The organism is Rheinheimera pacifica, from assembly GCF_024809855.1.
In the GTDB taxonomy this organism is placed as follows: Bacteria; Pseudomonadota; Gammaproteobacteria; order Enterobacterales; family Alteromonadaceae; genus Alishewanella; species Alishewanella pacifica_A.
The window spans coordinates 289399-309865 of the sequence record NZ_JANUEM010000003.1; the positions used below are offsets into that span (position 1 = coordinate 289399).

1 protein-coding gene (cut by a window edge) is annotated in these 20467 nt (G+C 55.0%); it reads left to right on the top strand.

All coding sequences use genetic code 11. The annotated features are described in order from the left end of the window. A protein-coding gene (locus tag M2404_RS06585; protein ID WP_259238936.1) for a non-ribosomal peptide synthase/polyketide synthase crosses the window boundary here: on the top strand, positions 1-20467 show its 5' portion. 9626 nt of this gene lie beyond the right edge of the window; the window shows 20467 of its 30093 coding nt (coding positions 1-20467); its start codon is at positions 1-3; its stop codon lies off the right edge, out of view.

Sequence of the window (20467 nt, forward strand, 5' to 3'; positions counted from 1 at the left end):
GTGATTAATGAAGCAAAATCAGCAATTTATGGTAATTTCTGTAATGTGTCGGCTTGTTTCCCTGCGGCCATTGCAGTTATCTCTGAAACCGGTACAGTAAGTTACGAACAATTAACTAAAGAGGCTGACTTTTGCGCAGCGCAGCTTGCGGTACTGGGAGTAAAGCAGGGGGACGCTGTTGGGGTAATGCTGGAGAAGTCTGCCCGTTACATTGCAGTTTATCTGGCGGTATGCAAACTGGACGCGGTATTCGTGCCGTTGGATACACAGGCACCTGCTGAGCGCACCCGGTATATGGTGCAGGATGCCGGCCTGGCATTACTGGTAAGCAATGAACCTGAAATACATTCCGGCCTGTTTTCTGTCAGCAGCAGCGATCTTGCTGGCAATGATAATGTTGTTGATTTAAAAGATAATTATAAAAATTACGCCATTGGCGGTTATATTATTTATACCTCGGGTAGTACCGGGCAACCGAAAGGGGTACTGGTTGCCAACCAGGCTTTGTCTGCCCATATTCAGCAAATTTCAGCCCGTTTTGCTTTATCTGCCGAAGATGCATTGCTACACGTTAACGCTTTTACTTTCGATGCTGCGCTGGAATTGCTGTGGCTTGGCTTGTTGCATGGCTGTTGTTTACATTTGAAACAAGTTGGCCAGCTTGGCATCCCTGAGTTCTACCGCTATAGCATTGCACACCGGATCACGGTAACGGACGTACCGCCGGCTTATCTGATGCTATTGCTTGAAGGGGCGGCAGCAGAAACCTATTGGGCAGGCAGCAGCCTGCATACCGTAGTGGTTGGCGGAGATGTTTTGCCGCGCCAGGTGATAGAACGCTGGCAGCAATTGGCGTTATTTGAGCGTTGCCGTTTATATAACGCCTATGGCCCGACTGAAACGGTTATCTCTGCCAGTTATCACGAACTGAGTGCTGCTGATCTGCAGGCCTCAAGTGTGGCTATTGGTAAGGTTGTTGAGCCGCGCCTTTACAAAGTGGTACCGGTTGACGGCTTTGCCGCGCACGAAGGTGAGCTGCATCTGGGCGGCAGTTGTCTGGCGCTTGGTTATATTAACAAGCATGAGCAGACCGAAGCGGCTTTTTACCATGATGCGCAGGGCCGCTGGTACCGTACCGGCGATATTGTTACCCGGGATACTGCAGGTTTGCTGCGGTTTATTTGCCGGCGTGATAAGCAGGTAAAAGTACGTGGTTTCCGGGTTGAAGTCGCCGAAATCGAGAATCAGCTCAATGCCCACCCGGCTGTAGCCGAAGCCGTGGTGATCAAGCTGGCGGAGCAGGACAGCCTGGCCGCCTTTATGCGTCCTGCCGGTACACAGCAACCGGTATGGTCAGAGCTGAGCGATTGGCTGGCAGATAAGTTACCCCGTTTTATGTTACCGTCAGCCGGAGTTTGGCTGGCTGCGTTGCCGTTGTTAAGCAGCGGTAAGGTTGACCGGCAGCAACTGGCCGGTTTTAAACCGGAGCGGCCGGAACTGCCAACTCAGCAACTGGCAGCAACAGCGCTGGAAGCCGAACTGGCGCAGTTGTGGCAGGAGATCCTTGGTTGCGATGCGGTCAGTGTTGTGCATAGCTTTGCCGAGCTGGGCGGTCATTCTATTCAATTAACCCGTATGCTGGCCCGGTTGCAGCAGCAATACGGTGTCGAGCTGAACTTTGCCCGGTTTGCGGCATATAGCAGTATCCGCAAGCTGGCAGGCTGGCTGGAATCGCAACAGGTGCAGCGGCAGGCGGTACTGCAGGCAATGCCATTGCCAGAGCGCTATGCTCTGTCTGCCGCGCAGCAGCGTATGTGGCTGAGCCACAGTTTATCTGCCGGCCAGCAAACCGATAATGTGCAGTCTGTAGTGTATTTCAGCAAGGCTCTGGATGTGACAGCCTTACAGCAGGCACTGACAGCGCTGGTACAGTTGCAACCGCAACTGCGTACCCGCTTTGTACTGGATACGGCAGACAATGATTTATGGCAGGAAACCCTGCCGGTTCCTGCTGACATTCTGACAATGCGGGACTGGTCTGCCGATGAGCACGCCACAACACAGCTGGGCGATTATATTCAGGCCAAAAGCCGCAAGGGTTTTGATCTGTCTGCCGGTACATTGTTTGATGCGGAACTGCTGAGTTTAAGTTCGCAACAGGTATTGATCCTGACCTGTCACCACATCATTACCGATGGCTGGAGTATGGATCTGTTGCTGGAACAACTGGCTGGTTTTTATAACCAGTACAGTGCCGCTCAGCAGCCAGGGCCGGTGCCAGCTGCGCCCTGGCACTATGCCAATTATGTGCAATGGCAGCAGCAGTGGCTGCAAACTGACGCCGCAGCCAGCCAGCGCCGGTTCTGGTTACAGCAGTTGCAGGGTGTGCCGTCATTGCACAGTTTAAATACCGATTATGTCCGGCCACAGCAACAGAGCTATGCCGGCAGGCAACTGACAGTACCGTTATCTGAGTCTGCTTCCGCTACTGTGCGCCAGCTGTGCCAGGAGCTGGATGCCAGTCCGTTCAGTGTTCTGCAGACACTGTTTAGCGTGCTGATTGCCCGTTTCAGTGCAACTGATGATGTTGTGGTTGGTACGCCGGTAGCCAACCGCCGCCAGCCGGAGTTTGAAGACATTGCCGGTTTCTTTGTTAACAGCCTGCCATTGCGGTTGCCATTGTCGATGCAGCACAGTCTGGCTGACACCTTGCAGCAGGCCCGGCAATATTTGCTGACGGTACTGGATCATCAGGATCTGCCGTTTGATGACATAGTAGAACTGATAAAACCTGAACGCAGTTTAAGTTACCACCCGCTGTTCCAACTGATGTTCAGCTACCGTGATGCCGGTTATAGCGGCGAATTAACTATTTTTGATGGCGTGACGGCCACGCTGGCCGAAAGTGCCAGCGTGGCAGCGAAGTTTGATCTGACGCTGGAGGTGGTTGCCGGTCCGGCCGGTTTCCAATGCAACTGGACCTATGCCACGGATTTATATGCCGAAGCCACAATACAGGCGCTGGCAGGCAGCTATCGTTACCTGCTGCAGACAGTAACTGAGCAGTTAAACCGGCCACTGGCAGAACTGGCGCTGATGCCTGCTGACGGTATAACTGCTGACAGCATGCGGCAAGACTGCGCTGACAGCAGCGAACTGGGACAACAATTGGCTGCGGTAGCCGCGCAATACCCGGATAAACTGGCACTACAGCTTAACGGCGAACAGCTGAGTTACCGGCAACTGGATCAGCAGTCTTCCCAACTGGCCCATTATCTGCTGGCCCAGGGCGTGCAGCCTGAGCAAATCGTAGCGGTGTGTACCGAGCGCTCATTGCAGGGGATCATTGCCATTATGGCCGTGCTGAAGGCAGGCGCTGCTTACTTACCGATTGATCCGGCATATCCGCCTGAGCGTATCCGGCATATGCTCAGTGACAGTGGCTGCCAACTGGTGCTGACACAGCAGCAACTGCAACATAAGCTGACTGATAATATCCGTAGCCTGCTGCTGGATCAGCTGGTACTGCAGGACTACCCGCAAAGCCTGCCCGATGTCACTATGCAGCCGGAACAACTGGCCTATGTGATCTATACCTCAGGTTCAACCGGCAAACCCAAAGGTACGCTGCTGCAACGTGGGGCGCTGCTGCAACTGGCACTGTCGCTGCAACAGCCGCTGCAATTGAGCCCGCAGTCACGGGTATTACAATATGCGACGGTCAGCTTTGATGCTGCCACCTTTGAATGGATTATGGCATTTTGCAGTGGTGCATCACTGCACCTGTGCGATGAAACCCAGCGCCTGGATATGCTTGCTTTGGAGCAAAAATTACTGGCCGAACACATTACGCATGCCGTACTGCCGCCGGCCTTGCTGGCACACCTGGCCTGCCGTGATGACTATGCATTACAGGTGCTGGTAGTCGGGGGCGAAGCCTGTAATGAACAACAGGCCTGGCGCTGGGCTGAGCGCTATACGCTATTGAATGCCTATGGTCCGTCGGAATGTACTATTGCGGTAACACTGGGCCGGATTTTGCCACAGCAACGTATTACATTAGGACAAACTTTACCAACCGCCAGACTGTATGTACTGGACGATGCGTTACAGCCTTTGCCAGCAGGGGCGGTAGGGGAATTATATATCGGTGGCCCGGCTGTGGGACGTGGCTATCTGAACCGGCCGGAACTGACGGCACAGAGCTTTATCAGCAACCCTTTTAACGCTGGTGAGCGCTTGTATAAAACAGGCGATTTGGTGCGGCTGACAGCTGCGCAGGAATGCCAGTTTATCGGCCGTAAGGATCATCAGGTAAAACTGCGCGGTTACCGGGTTGAGCTGGGCGAAATTGAAGCCTGTCTGAGCCGGCAGCCGCAGGTGCGTGAAGCGGCAGTGTTGTTGCAGCAGGACAGTTCGGCACAGCCGGCACTGGTTGCTTACTATGTACTGCATGCAAGCAGTGACATTACAGACAGCAAAACCACAGAGCAGCAATTGCGTGCCGCTCTGGCTGAACAGTTACCGGCATTTATGGTACCGGCATATTTTATTGCCCTGACCGCATTGCCACGCAGCGTAAATGGCAAACTGGACCGCAAAGCCCTGCCGTTGCCGGACTGGCGTGTGGCAGATACCGATTTTATAGCGGCAGCAACGGCAACTGAGCGTTGCCTGCAACAGATCTGGGCTGAATTTTTACAACTGGGCAGTCAGCAGCTTTCTGTCGGTGCCAACTTCTTTGCCCTGGGCGGACATTCATTGCTGGCAGCTCGTGTTGTCAGTGCTATTGTGCAGCAGGGATATCCGCAGTGCAGTATCCGTCACCTGTTTGAGCAACCAACTATAGCGCAACTGGCGGCCTGGTTGGATCAGCATAGTGCAGTTACAGCGGCGGTGTCACCGGTGCTTTCAGCTAAGGCGGGGGTAGCTTCGCCGGCACAGCAGCAAATGTGGTTGCTATGCCAGTTGGAACAACAGGCCGCGGCCTATCATATTCCGCTGAGTATCCGCCTGACAGGTGCTGTAGATCGGGCCCGGCTGGAGCAGGCTTTGTTACAGCTGATTAGCCGGCACGACATTTTACGCACAGTATACCGGCAGCAACAGGAGCATTTAGCGGTAGCAGAGTTGCCTGTACCTGCAACAATGCTGCAGTATGCAGAGCTAAGCGCGCAACAGCCGGAGTCTGACTGGCTGGCGGCCGAAAACGATACTATGGCACTGGCGCCGTTTGATCTGGCGGCAGATTACCCGATCAGGGCCAAGCTATTGTATCTGGGGCCACAGCGTTATCAGTTATTGCTGTGCCTGCATCATATTGCTGCCGATGGTCACGCTTTAGGCCTGCTGCTGGATGAACTGGCTGCATTATACAATGGCGACAGTCTGGCTGCAGTGACAATAAGCTATGGCCAGTATACTGCCTGGTTGCAGCAGGATGATGTCGCGGCAGCGTTAAAACAGCAGGGACAATACTGGCAGCAGCAACTGGCAGAATTACCGCTGTTGCATCAGCTGGTTACCGATTTCAGCCGGCCAGCACAGCAGCAATACCGCGGTGATATTGTGCGCGCTGAACTGGACAAGCCGATGTTATCGGCCCTGAGCAGGCTGGCAGTGCAGCAGCAAACCACGCTGTATCAGGTACTGCAGAGCAGTTTTGCCGTTCTGCTGGCACGTTATAGCCAGCACAGCGATATCGTCATGGGTACGCCGGTGGCTAACCGCAATGAAGACTGGCAACAGGGGCTGGTCGGGTATCTGGTCAACACTCTGGTTGTCCGCAGCCATATTGATTTATCACACAGCTTTACTGCCCAACTGGCGCAGGACAAGCAGCGCCATGCCGCTATGCTGGCTAACCAGCAGTATCCGTTTGAACAACTGGTTGAAATGCTCAATCCGGAGCGTAGCCTGAGCTATCATCCGCTGTTTCAGATCATGTTCAGTTTCCGGCAGCAGTCTGGCAATGGCCCGCGTTTTAACCAACTGGACTGTACTATGGATGACAGTCCGGCCGGTATTGCCAAGTTTGATCTGACCTTAGACGTTGTACAGCATGATAACAGGGTGCAATTGAACTGGGAGTTTGACAGTGCGCTGTTCACTGTCGCCAGCATTGAGCAGCTGAGCCAGACATTTATTACATTGCTGCAACAGTTGCTGTCCAGACCGGAAGCCGCTTTAGCCTCGCTGGCGCTGGCAGATATTACAACCCAGCCATGTTCAGCGCTGCAAGCCGTATCATCTTATCGCAGTCTGGTGTCAAGGCTGGTGGCGTATGCAGCAGATCATGGCGATGCCGTTGCGCTGGTAAGCGGCGATGTGCAGTGGAGCTATGCAGAACTGGTTGCGCAGATAGCGCAGCGGGCCCGTTATCTGGTGTCGCAGGGTGTGCAGGCGGGAGATATCGTTGGTGTATGGCAGCAACGGGATACGGCACTGGTTATCAACCTGCTGGCAATACAGCAGGCAGGCGGGGCCTATCTGCCGTTTGACGACAGTACGCCACCGGGCCGGGTAGCACAGATAATACGGCAGGCCGGCGTGCGCTATTTGTTTAGTGACCGGCCACTCAGTGACAGAGAGGACGTGCCGGAAGGCGTGCAGTTACTGCAGCTGGACGGTGCAGCCGGTACAGAGGTTGTTCTGCCGCAGGTTAATGCAGAGCAAGCGGCTTATGTGCTGTTTACATCAGGTTCAACCGGGGAACCGAAAGGGGTCGTGATAAGCCAGGGTAACCTGAGCCACCTGTGCGATAGCATGGCGCAGTTGCTGTCAGGGTATGCACTGGCAGGCAGCCGGTTTGCCTGGCGTGCACCGGTGGTGTTTGATGCCTCGGTGCAGGCGCTGGCATTACTGGGCGAGGGTATTTGCCTGCATGTGCTGTCAGATGAACAGCGTAAAGACCCGCAGCAGATGTTGTCGTACTTTGCCGCACAGCAGATAGACTGGGTGGACACGACGCCGTCACTGAGTGACGTGCTGCTGGAGCAATGTGAAGCCGGGCAGGCGCTGCCAAACCAGCTGATAGGTGGTGAAGCCATCCGCGCAGAATTGTGGCGCAAGCTGGTGGAGCATAACAGCAAATATCAGCGTGTAGCATATAACCTGTATGGCCCGACGGAATGTACGGTAAACAGCAGTGCCTGCCTGATAGCGGGTGAGCGTCCGCAGCTGGGTGAAGCACTGAGTGGTGTGAGCCTGTATGTGCTGGACGATGCGCTGCAGGCTGTGCCGGAGGGGGCACGGGGTGAGTTGTATATTGGTGGTGCCGGTGTAGGTCAGGGTTATCTTGGCCAACCGCAACTGACAGCGGCGAGTTTTATTGCGAACCCGTTTGGCGCAGGCAGGCTGTATAAGAGTGGCGACCTGGTGCGCTATAACAGCCTGGGAGAGCTGGAGTATTTACAGCGGCGTGATGAACAGCTGAAGGTACGGGGTTACCGGATAGAGCCGGCGGAGATAGAGGCTCAGCTGTGTAAGGCGGCGGGAGTACAGCAGGCGTTGGTACTGGTGCATCAGCAGGTGCTGGTGGGGTATGTGGTCAGTACGGATGCGCTGGATGTGGATGCGGTACGGCGTGTGTTGTTGCAGGTGTTGCCGGAGTATATGGTGCCGGCGCATGTGCTGGTGCTGGAGAGTGTGCCGGTGAATGTGAACGGTAAGGTGGACCGCAAGGCGCTGCCGTTACCGGAGCAGGTGGCAGGAGAGGGTTATGTTGCGCCGAAGGGAGAGGTGGAGCGTTATCTGGCGCAGTTGTGGTCGCAGTTGCTGCAGCGTGATGAGGCAGGGATAGGGCGGACGTCGAACTTCTTCAGGCTGGGTGGGCATTCGTTGCTGGCAGCCAGAATGGTCGCGGCGGTAAATCAGGCCCGTCAGATACAACTGAAACTCAGGCATGTGTTTGAGTTTGCCCGGCTGGAACAACTGGCACAGCTGATTGCACAACAGCAACAGACCTCGCAAACCGCGCAGCAGCCACTGCAAAAAGCAGCAACAGCTGAGTATTATCCGTTATCAGCGGCGCAGGCCAGTATCTGGCATCAATGCCAGATACTGCAGGACAGCAGCATTTACAACATGCCGCTGCAACTGACGCTAGAAGGTGATCTGGATCACACCGCCTTTGATGCGGCTGTAACGGCGCTGTTTCAGCACCAGCATATTTTACGCACCGTATACCGCCAGTATGATGCCGGTGTGTATCAGCAGGTGACGGCATTACCTGCCGTATTGTGGCGCAGCACAGATCTGTCTGCGCTGGCCGCCGGGGCACAACAGCAGGCCCTGGCAGAACTGCAGCTGCAACATGCCGCTTATCCGTTCGATTTAGCTAACGATTTGATGCTGCAGCTGCAACTGGTACGTTTATCTGCCCGGCAGCACTGTTTATTGCTGAACCTGCATCATATCGCCGGAGACGGCTGGTCGGTAAAACTGTTATTGCAACAACTGGCAGACAGTTATAACGCCGTATGTCAGGGCAGGCCGCTGCCGTTAGCAACAGACGATACTTTGCAGTACAGCGATTATGCCGTCTGGCAACAGCAAACGGATACTGCAGGTCATGATACGTTCTGGCAGCAACAGTTGCAGGATGCCCCGGCATTACATAGCCTGCCAACTGATTCCCCCCGGCCGGCAACGTCCAGCTATAACGGTGCCGTATGCCGTCTGCGGTTTAGCCCGCAACAGGCCAAGCCATTGCAGCAACTGGCCAGCGAGTATCAGTGCAGCAGTTTCAATCTGTACCATGCCGTATTTGCTGCTTTGGTGGCGCGTTTAAGTAACGAGCGGCGGGTAGTAACTGCCGTGGCTCTGGCCAACCGTGAACAGGCCGGACTGGAGACTATGCCCGGCTTCTTTGTCAATACACTGGTTATGGTGCATGACATTGATTTATCTCAGAGTTTTATTTCACAGGCACAACAGGGCCAGCAGCAGTTATCACAGCTGCTAAGCCATAGCATCAGTTTTGAGCAGTTAGTTGAGCTGATCAATCCGGCCCGCAGTCTCAGCCATCACCCGTTGTTCCAGCTGATGTTTAACTATATCGGTGCCGATTTGCAGGCAGCCGAACACTGGCATCAACTGGACGTACAGTTGCAGGAGGCCGAGCTTAACAAAGCCAAGTTTGATCTGTCACTGACAGTAGCAGAACAGCCTGATGGCAGCGTTTTGCTGGAGCTGGAATATGCCACCGATCTGTTCAGTGCGATAACTGCAGAGCGCATGCTTAACAGTTATCAGCAGGCACTGACTACCCTGCTGCAACAGCCGCAGGCGGCGCAAAGTCAGCTATGTCTGGATGGTGCTGCCGGGCTTGACAACAGCGTTGCTGACACTCAGCTGGCGTTATGCCGGTACAGCCTGGCACAGGCTTTTGCCCATTGGGCTGAGCATACGCCAGAGCATATTGCGTTGTGTTATCAGCAGCGGCAATTAAGCTATGCTGCGCTGGCCGATAATGCAGAGTTGCTGGCGGCACAATTACAGCAGGCCGGTGTGGTTGCCGGCGACAGGGTGGCCCTGTTGCTGCCACGTTCAGTGGAACTGATTATTGCCTTACTGGCGATTAACCAGGCCGGTGCCGCTTATGTGCCGCTGGACCCTGATGCTCCGGCATCACGTAACCGCTTTATTCTGCAGGACAGCCAGGCCAGTGTGCTATTAAGCTGTAATGCTCTGGCGCAGCAATTGCCGGACGCTGCCGTACCTGTGCTGATGCTGGAACAACTGCAGCCAGCTACTGAGGCCTTTGCAACTGTGGCTGTGCAGCCGGATGATCTGGCTTATATCATGTACACCTCCGGTTCTACCGGCCAGCCCAAAGGCGTTGCTGTACCGCAACAGGCAATATTGCGGCTGGTGAAGCTGGCTGACTATATGGTATTGGACCAGGATACGGTGTTCCTGCAGGCCGGTTCGGTAGCCTTCGATGCCGCAACGCTGGAGATCTGGGGCCCCTTGCTGAACGGCGGTACTCTGGTGCTGTATCCGGACGCCGTAGTGTCGGTAAGCGGCATTGAGCAGGCAGTTGCAACATACCGGGTAAACAGCCTGTGGCTGACGGCGGCCGTGTTTGAACGCTTCGCTTTGCAGTCAGTGCAATCTTTGCCAGCATTACGGTATTTGCTGACCGGTGGTGATGTCGTCTCTGCGCAGGCGGTAACGGCAATATACCGGCGCCAGCCTGAACTGACTATCATCAACGGTTACGGCCCGACCGAAAACACCACTTTCACCTTGTGTTATCCGATCCCGCGTCAGTTTGATGCCAGCACAGTGCCGTTGGGAACAGCGATCGCGGGTGGTGAGGTGATTGTGCTGGATCAGTATGGCAGTGTGCAGCCGGCAGGTGCTATCGGTGAATTATACTGCCGTGGCCTTGGTCTGGCGCAGGGCTACTGGCAACAGCCGGAACTGACAACAGAGAAATTTGTACAACTGGAGCATGGCAGTATTGCCGGACGCTGGTACCGTACCGGGGATCTGGTGTACCGCTGTGCCGAAGGTTTACTGCACTTTGTCGGCCGTGCCGATCAGCAACTGAAGATCCGCGGTTTCCGTATTGAACCGGGTGAAATCGAACAACAATTACTACAGTGTGCCGGTGTAGAGCAGGCTGTGGTACTGAGCCGGCTCAACCGGCTGCAGGAAAAGGAGCTGGTAGCCTATCTGGTGTCTGACAGCGAACAGCCGGATCTGGCCCAAATCCGTACCAGCCTTGCAGCTAAGGTGCCGTCTTATATGGTGCCGGCCCATTTTATGCTGCTGGATGAACTACCGGTAACCGCTAACGGTAAAATTGATCGCCGCGCTTTGCCTGCGGTAACAGAAAGTGCAACGGATGTGCTGATGCCTGTCAGTGCTACCGAGCAACAGTTGCATTTGTTGTGGGCCGAAGCTTTACAGCTAAACCCGGCAGAATTAAGTGTCGAAGCCAATTTCTTTGCCCTGGGCGGCCATTCGTTACTGGCTGGCAAATTGCTGGGCCGGATTAGCCAACACTGGCAGCGGGCACTGACATTGCGGGATTTGTTTGAACACAGCACTATCCGTCAGTTGGCTGCTTTTATAGATAGCAAAGCTGTTCGGCAGCAAACGATATTAAACCGCGTGCAGCGTGCTGAACGTAATCCGGTATCGGCCGCACAAAAACGGATGTGGTTTGTCTGCCAGTTTGCGCAGGCCGGCCGTAGTTATCTGATCCCGGCGCAGTTTGATATTCAGGGCCAGTTGCAGCCTCAGCTGCTATGTCAGGCTATTGATGTGTTAATCGCCCGGCACGAGATTTTGCGCAGTCAGTACCGGCAGGACGATGATGGCGAACTGTATCTGCATATCAGCGCAGCCGCTACCGGTGTTTGCCGTTTTACTGATCTGACTGCTGTCAGCGCAGCACAACAGCAGGCTGAACTGGAACAGCTCAGGCAGGCTAATGCCGGCGAAGCCTTTGATCTTGGCAGCGAGCTGATGCTGAGGGCCAATCTGGTACAGCTGCAACCGCAACAGTATGTGTTGCTGCTATGCCTGCATCATATTGCTGCTGATGGCTGGTCAATGGATCTGCTGTTTGCAGAACTGTCTGAGTTGTATCAACAGTTGCTGCAAGGGCAACAGCCCGCACAGCATAACCAGGCGCTGCAATACCTGGATTACGCCTGCTATCTGCAACAAAGCGAACAGCAACAGCAGCTTGCTGCACAGCAGGATTACTGGTGCAAACTGTTGCAGGATTTACCACTGGTGCATAACCTGCCACTGGATTATCCGCGTCCGGCGGAGCAGAAATTTAACGGCAGCGTAGTGCGAGGTCAACTGACAGCAGAACAGACCGGCACATTACAGCAATTTGCCCGCCAGCAGCACAGTACGCCTTTTGTTGTGCTGCAAACACTGTTCGCGTTAACGCTGGCCCGTTTCAGCGGTGAAAACGACATCGTGATCGGTAGTCCGGTGGCCAACCGGCAGCGTCCGGAAACCGAGCAGATGCTGGGTTTGTTTGTTAACTCATTGCTGTTCAGAACACGTATCGACACCTCGGTAGCGCTGACAACATTATTACAGCAGCAACAACAACAGGCTGAACAGTCGTTTGCCAGACAGGATTTACCGTTCGAGCAACTGGTTGAAGTGCTTAATCCGGAACGTAGCCTGAGCTATCACCCACTGTTCCAGATCCTGTTTAACTATCTGGATAAGAACTGGGCTGAACCGGCATTAACATTGCCGCAAACTCAGGTCAGTATCTGTCATAGCGACGAACTGGTAGCGAAATTTGATTTATCGCTGACTGTAGTTGAGCAACACAGCGGCGGCTTGCTACTGGAGCTGGAATATGACTCTGCACTGTTTTGCCAGCAAACCGTTGCTGGGTTATTACAGTGTTTCTGTCGTTATAGCGCAGCCTTATTGCAACAGCCAGCGCAAAGCGTGCGGCAGCTGTGGGCTGCAGTAACGCTGGACGTTAATACCGCAGAACAGGCCGTTGCTCCGTTCCATAGTCTGCTATCGAGGTTAACAGGCTATGCCCGTCTGGAAGGCAATGCCATTGCACTGGTGAGCGGCGATGTGCAGTGGAGCTATGCAGAACTGGTTGCGCAGATAGCGCAGCGGGCCCGTTATCTGGTGTCGCAGGGTGTGCAGGCGGGAGATATCGTTGGTGTATGGCAGCAACGGGATACGGCACTGGTTATCAACCTGCTGGCAATACAGCAGGCAGGCGGGGCCTATCTGCCGTTTGACGACAGTACGCCACCGGGCCGGGTAGCACAGATAATACGGCAGGCCGGCGTGCGCTATTTGTTTAGTGACCGGCCACTCAGTGACAGAGAGGACGTGCCGGAAGGCGTGCAGTTACTGCAGCTGGACGGTGCAGCCGGTACAGAGGTTGTTCTGCCGCAGGTTAATGCAGAGCAAGCGGCTTATGTGCTGTTTACATCAGGTTCAACCGGGGAACCGAAAGGGGTCGTGATAAGCCAGGGTAACCTGAGCCACCTGTGCGATAGCATGGCGCAGTTGCTGTCAGGGTATGCACTGGCAGGCAGCCGGTTTGCCTGGCGTGCACCGGTGGTGTTTGATGCCTCGGTGCAGGCGCTGGCATTACTGGGCGAGGGTATTTGCCTGCATGTGCTGTCAGATGAACAGCGTAAAGACCCGCAGCAGATGTTGTCGTACTTTGCCGCACAGCAGATAGACTGGGTGGACACGACGCCGTCACTGAGTGACGTGCTGCTGGAGCAATGTGAAGCCGGGCAGGCGCTGCCAAACCAGCTGATAGGTGGTGAAGCCATCCGCGCAGAATTGTGGCGCAAGCTGGTGGAGCATAACAGCAAATATCAGCGTGTAGCATATAACCTGTATGGCCCGACGGAATGTACGGTAAACAGCAGTGCCTGCCTGATAGCGGGTGAGCGTCCGCAGCTGGGTGAAGCACTGAGTGGTGTGAGCCTGTATGTGCTGGACGATGCGCTGCAGGCTGTGCCGGAGGGGGCACGGGGTGAGTTGTATATTGGTGGTGCCGGTGTAGGTCAGGGTTATCTTGGCCAACCGCAACTGACAGCGGCGAGTTTTATTGCGAACCCGTTTGGCGCAGGCAGGCTGTATAAGAGTGGCGACCTGGTGCGCTATAACAGCCTGGGAGAGCTGGAGTATTTACAGCGGCGTGATGAACAGCTGAAGGTACGGGGTTACCGGATAGAGCCGGCGGAGATAGAGGCTCAGCTGTGTAAGGCGGCGGGAGTACAGCAGGCGTTGGTACTGGTGCATCAGCAGGTGCTGGTGGGGTATGTGGTCAGTACGGATGCGCTGGATGTGGATGCGGTACGGCGTGTGTTGTTGCAGGTGTTGCCGGAGTATATGGTGCCGGCGCATGTGCTGGTGCTGGAGAGTGTGCCGGTGAATGTGAACGGTAAGGTGGACCGCAAGGCGCTGCCGTTACCGGAGCAGGTGGCAGGAGAGGGTTATGTTGCGCCGAAGGGAGAGGTGGAGCGTTATCTGGCGCAGTTGTGGTCGCAGTTGCTGCAGCGTGATGAGGCAGGGATAGGGCGGACGTCGAACTTCTTCAGGCTGGGTGGGCATTCGTTGCTGGCAGCCAGAATGGTTGCGGCTGTCAGCCGGCATTTTTATTGCCAGCTGAATGTCGCTCAGGCCTTTAAAACACCGGTACTGGCTGAACTGGCCAGCGTAATCAGCCAATTGCCGAAAACCGAAGTTATGGCTGCGATACAACGGCAGCCTGCAGATGCATTACTACCGTTATCTTATGCCCAGCAGCGGCTGTGGCTGGTGGACCAACTGGAAGGCAGCAGCGCGCATTATAATATGCCGTTTGCTTACCGCCTGCAGGGGCAATTGAATGTGGCTGCGCTACAGGCTGCTCTGGCACAGTTGGTTGAGCAACATGCTATTTTACGCACCTGTATTATTAAAACTGCAGATGGCCCGCTGCAACAGAGGATCAGTGCTGAGAATTATCGCACTGAAGTGATCGATCTGAGTCAGGATGCCGCTGCCGGTACTGCTCTGACGCAGATCCTGCAGCGTTATGCCAGTATGCCTTTTGATCTGGGCACAGATTACCTGCTGCGTAGCGGTATTATTCAACTGGCCAGTGATCTGCATATACTGGCATTTACGCTGCACCATATTGCCGCTGATGGCTGGTCGGTTGGTTTGTTGCAACAGCAACTGAGCACGTTATACCGGCAGTATTGTCAGGCTGATCCTGTAGCGGATGGCATTGTGCCGGATGAAGCGGCGCTGCAATACGCCGACTTTGCCCATTGGGAACAGCAATGGCTGACACCGGCACGGTTGCAGGTACAGCAGCAATACTGGCTGAAACAACTGGATGCTATGCCGCAGCTGCATAGTTTACCACTGGACTATAACCGGCCGGAACAACCGGCTTTTGCCGGCCAAAGCTGTCAGCGCCATCTGGCAGTTGCGGATCTGCAGCGATTTAACACTTTGTGCCAGCAGCATGGTGCCAGTTTATACATGGGCTTGCAGGCGGCACTGGCGCTACTGCTGGCCAGATTGAGCCAGCAAAGCGATATCATTATCGGCACGCCGGTAGCTAACCGTAACCAGCCTGAGCTGGAACAGATGCTGGGATTCTTTGCCAATACGCTGGTTATGCGGCTGCAGTGCGACAGCAAAATGAGCTTCAGCCAGCTGCTGCAACATAGCCGTCAGGTGGCACTGGATGCCTATCAGTATCAGCAACTGCCGTTTGAGCAGTTGGTAGCACAGCTGCAAAAAGAGCGCAGTACGGCTTATGCGCCACTGTTTCAGATTATGCTGGTATTACATAATCAGCAGCAGGGCGACTGGCAGTTAGCCGGATTGCAGTTAAGCGAACAGCAGCAAACGCTAGCGCACAGTAAATTTGATCTGATGCTATCCGTTGCAGAGCAAACCGACGGGCTGGAACTGGTATGGGAATACAGTACCGATATTTTTGCTGCAACCACTATTGAGGCCTGGGCCGACAGTCTGCTGTGCGTGCTGCAACAGGTAAGCCGGGACAGTATGTTGTCACTGCAGGCAGTACCACTGCTGGGCAGTGAGCAACAGCAGCAGTTAATACAACTGGCGCAGGGCCAGGCAACACCGGCCGGGGGCGATCTTGCTGCGCTGGTACAGCAGCAGGCGCAACAGCAGCCTGAGCAGGTTGCACTGCGGCTGGGTGCTGAACAGCTGACTTACCGTGAGCTGGAGCAGGCGGCAAACCGCTATGCCCACTGGTTACAACAGCAGGGGGTGGCACAGGGTGACATAGTTGCCTTATGTCTTGACCGCAGTATCAGCCAGATCCTGAGCGTGCTGGCCGTGTTAAAACTGGGGGCGGCTTATTTGCCGCTGGATGCGGAACTGCCGGCAGAACGTCTGGCATATATGTTACAGGATGCGCAGCCGGTATTACTGCTGACAGAGCAGCAGTTTGCCGGTCATTTCAGTTCGCAGATTAAGCAGCAGTTGCTGGATGACACTGCGGTACAGGCGCAGATTGCAGCCGGGTTGCCAACGCCGGTACAGCTTAGCCGTGCTATTACTGCGGATGATCTCGCCTATATTCTGTATACCTCCGGCACCACCGGTCAGCCCAAAGGGGTTTGTCAGACACAGGGCACCATACTGCATCTGGTGCAGGCACAACAGCTGCCACAAGCCCTGGTTACACTGCAGTTTACCCCGCTGACCTTTGATGTGTCGGTGCAGGAACTGGCAACCGCCTGGGCAACCGGCAGTTGCCTGCAACTGATCAGTAGCGGGCAAAAGACCAATCTGGTGCAATTGGCCCAACTGGTGCAGCAACTGCATATAGAACGGTTATTCTGCCCGCCTGCGGTATTCAGCTTGCTGGCAGAACAGGCGCTGAGCCAGCATTTGCCGTTAACAGCACTTAAGCAGGTGATTGTTGCCGGTGAAGCGCTGTTTATCACCGATGCTATCAGTCAATTTATGCAGCAACACGGCAACTGCAGGTTATGGAACCACTACGGCCCGACAGAAACCCATGTGGTCACTGCCGAGCAGGTAACACAACTGCAAGCCGGCCAGTATGCCGCTATTGGTCTGCCGGTTGGTGACAGCTGTTGTCTGATCCTGGATCAGCAGCAACAACTGGTGCCGCGCGGTGCCGTGGGAGAGCTGTATGTCGGTGGGCCCGGGGTTGCACGCGGTTACCTTAACCTGCCGCAGTTAACCGCAGAGCGCTTTGTTAAACTGGCAATACAAGCGGGAACATTTTATAAAACCGGCGATCTGGTGCGTTGGCGTGCCGACGATAAATTGCAATATCTGGGGCGCAGTGATGATCAGGTTAAGATCCGCGGTTTCCGGGTCGAACTTGCCGATGTAACCGTTGCGCTGAACCAACTGACAGAGGTTGAACAGGCTTGTGTTATTTGCCTGCCGGATGCGGCACAGCATCAGCAGTTGGTTGCTTATCTGGTTCTGACCGCAGATAGCAAGTGGACAGCAGATTCTGCCGCTAATATCAGGGCCCAGCTTAAAGCCCTGTTGCCAGCCTATATGATCCCGGCGGCCTTTATGCCGCTGGCAGCGTTACCATTAACCGCGAACGGTAAAGTGGATAAACGCGCATTGCCGGCGCCGGAATTTAACCTGCAAAACGAAACCGGAGCCAAAGCAGAAGGCGAAACTGAACTGCAACTGCAGCAATTGTGGGCAGAGCTGTTAAAACTGCCGTCAGAGCAAATCAGTGCTGACAGCAGCTTCTTTGCGCTGGGCGGGCATTCATTGCTGGCCACCCGTTTACTGATGCTGATCCAGCGTACCTTTGGTGTTGAGCTGGCACTGCGCACGGTATTCGAGCATGACAGTATCAGACGGCTGGCACGTATTATTGTGCAAAGCCAGTCTGTAACCCAACCGGAAGCTCAGTCTGAAGCAAGGTTACCTGCACTGGTTGTCTGTACCGAAGATAACCAACTGGTCGAGTTGTCCTTTGCCCAGGAACGGCTCTGGTTTATGCAGCAAATGTCACCGCAGGCCAGCCAGTACAATATGGCACTGGCCATGCGTTTGCGTGGCCCGTTACGGCAGGAAGCCCTGCAGCAGGCGCTGGACCAGCTGTTACAGCAGCATCAGTCACTGCGTACCCGCTATATAGAACAGGACGGGCAGGTGTGGCAGCAGGTTATGCCAGCCGCACCGCTGCAACTGGTGCTGCGTGATTACAGCCAGCCGGATACTGAGCAGCAGCGTGCCGTTGAGCAGGCTATTGATCAAATAGCCGCTAAACCTTTTGCATTGACTACTGATGTATTACTGCGGGCAGAATTACTGCTGCTTGGTGCTACCGAGCATGTGTTATTGCTGTGTATGCATCATATTGCGACTGACGGTGCTTCGCTGGCTATTTTCCTGCAGGATCTGCAGCAGCTGTATCAGGCCGCCTGCCAGCAGAAACCGGCACAGCTTACGCCCTACAAGGTGCAATATCGTGATTTTGCCCGCTGGCAACGGCGCAATACCGGGCAGCAACTGCAACAGGCACAGGACTACTGGCGCAAGCAGCTACAGGGGATCCCGGCCGTACACAGCCTGCCGCTGGACCGGCCGCGTTCAGCACTGAACAGCTATCGTGGTGGTGTCTGGTCGCAGCAGATCCCTGCTGCGGATCTCAACTTGCTGAAACAACTGGCCAGACGCTATCAGGTGTCAGACTTTATGTTGCTGCATGCTGTATTCAGTGTATTACTGGCGCGGCTTAGCAATGAAACCGATGTGGTGACCGGTACGCCGCTGGCACAACGTAACCAGCCGGAGTTAAGCCGGTTGATGGGCATTTTCCTCAATACTCTGGTGCTGCGGGTTGACCTGGCTGCTAACCCGACACTGCCGCAGTTACTGCAGCAGGTGAAGGCAGTGCAGCTTGACGCACACCAGCATGCGGTGATGCCGTTTGAAAAACTGGTGGAAATGCTCAACCCGCAACGTAGCCTGACGCATACGCCGCTGTTCCAGATCATGCTGAACTACAACAATAATGAGCAGCAGCCGTTCAGCCTGTATCAGACTGAAGTGGAAATGCTTAGCCTGGGCGAAGTGCAGAACAAATATGATCTTACGCTGTATGCCGATGACAGCAGCGGTGAGCTGAACCTGAACTGGGTATATGACGCCAACCTGTTTGAAGCTTCAACCATACAACTGGCAGCGGCGCAGTTTGCTCATTTGCTGGGCCAGATACAGCAGGCACCGGAGCAGCCGGTGTTGTCACACAGCTGGGGTGTAACCTGGCCGGAACCGGAAGTATTGCAACCCTTACCGGTATCGTCGGTACCGGCGCTGTTTAGCGCTGTGGCACAACAGAACCCGCATCGTACAGCATTGCAACATGCCGGGCAGCAGCTGAGCTACGCTGAACTGGAACAACTGAGTAACCAGTGGGCAGCTTACCTGCAGCAACATTATGCGCTGGGCAGTACGGCCAGGGTAGCAATAGCCATGCCGCGGGATATACAACGCATAGTGGCTATTCTGGCAGTAGTAAAATGCGGCGCAGCTTATGTGCCGTTGTCTACCGAATTGCCGGCGGCACGGGTTAACTATATGGCACAGGCGGCTGATGTCAGTCTGATCCTGAGCAGTTCTGCTCTGGCCGACAGCTATCAGTGGCCGGCACAGGTGCCGTTGTTAATTACCGACAATGCTGAATTTAGCCACGCCGTGGCGCAATGCGATGCCACTATGCCGGATTACCGCAACATCAGAGCTGACGGTGCAGCGCATATTATCTTTACGTCTGGCTCTACCGGGCAGCCGAAAGGGGTGGCGGGTACGCATGCTGCTACCCTGAACCGGGTGCTGTGGATGAGCGGGCAATACCCGTTCGGCCGGGATGAACAGTGTTGTCATATTACGTCTATGGCCTTTACCCGTGCGGTGTGGGAACTGTGGTTGCCATTGCTCAGTGGCCAGACATTACACCTGATTGATCGTTCTGAAGTGAAAGAGCCGGCGTTGCTTTACAGCAGGCTGCAACAGCAGCGGATCTCCCGTCTGGTTACTGCGCCATCCCTGCTGCGTAGCATGCTGGAGTATCAGCAGCAGAAAGGACTGACGCTGGACGCATTACGCTACTGGTTTGTCAGTGGTGAACCTCTGCCGGCATCGCTGGCGGGTAAGGCAATAGCAGAGCTGGCCCCGGCAGAGTTGGTGAACCTGTACGGTTCTACCGAAGTTATGTCGGATATCAGTTATTACAATGTCAGCCGCCGTGGCACCGGTGACAATATGTATGTACCGATTGGTCAGGCCATCGCTAATACGCAGTTACTGTTGCTGGATCAACAGCTGCAGCCGGTGGCTGCTGGTGCTATCGGTGAAATTGTCGTTATGGGCACCAACCTGGCGCTGGGCTATCTGGCTCTGCCGGAGCAAACTGCCGACAAGTTTATCCATACACCACTGGGCCGGGCCTACCGTACCGGCGATCTGGGCCGGTTCGACTGGATGGGCCAGCTACATTGTCTGGGACGGATTGATGATCAGATCAAGATCCGTGGCTATCGTATAGAGCTGGGCGAAATTGAAGTGCAACTGCTGCAGGATGAGCAGGTGCGCAATACGGTGGTAAAAGTAGTTGGCACAGCTGAGGACAAACAGCTGATAGCTTACCTGCTGACGGACAGCACTGAGCCGGAACAACTGACCGCACGTTTACGTGACAAGTTATCCCGGCACCTGCCGGATTATATGCAGCCGGTGTACTACCACTGCATGGCAGAGTTTGCGCTGCGGCCAAACGGTAAAGTTGACCGCCATCAACTGCCTGAAGTGAACTGGCAGCAAAGTGGCAACTATGTGGCACCGCAGGGTGATACAGAGCAGCGTCTGGCAGCGATATGGTGCCGTTTACTGCGGGCTGAGCAGGTAGGGCGTGACGATAACTTCTTCCGTATCGGTGGTCACTCGTTGCTGG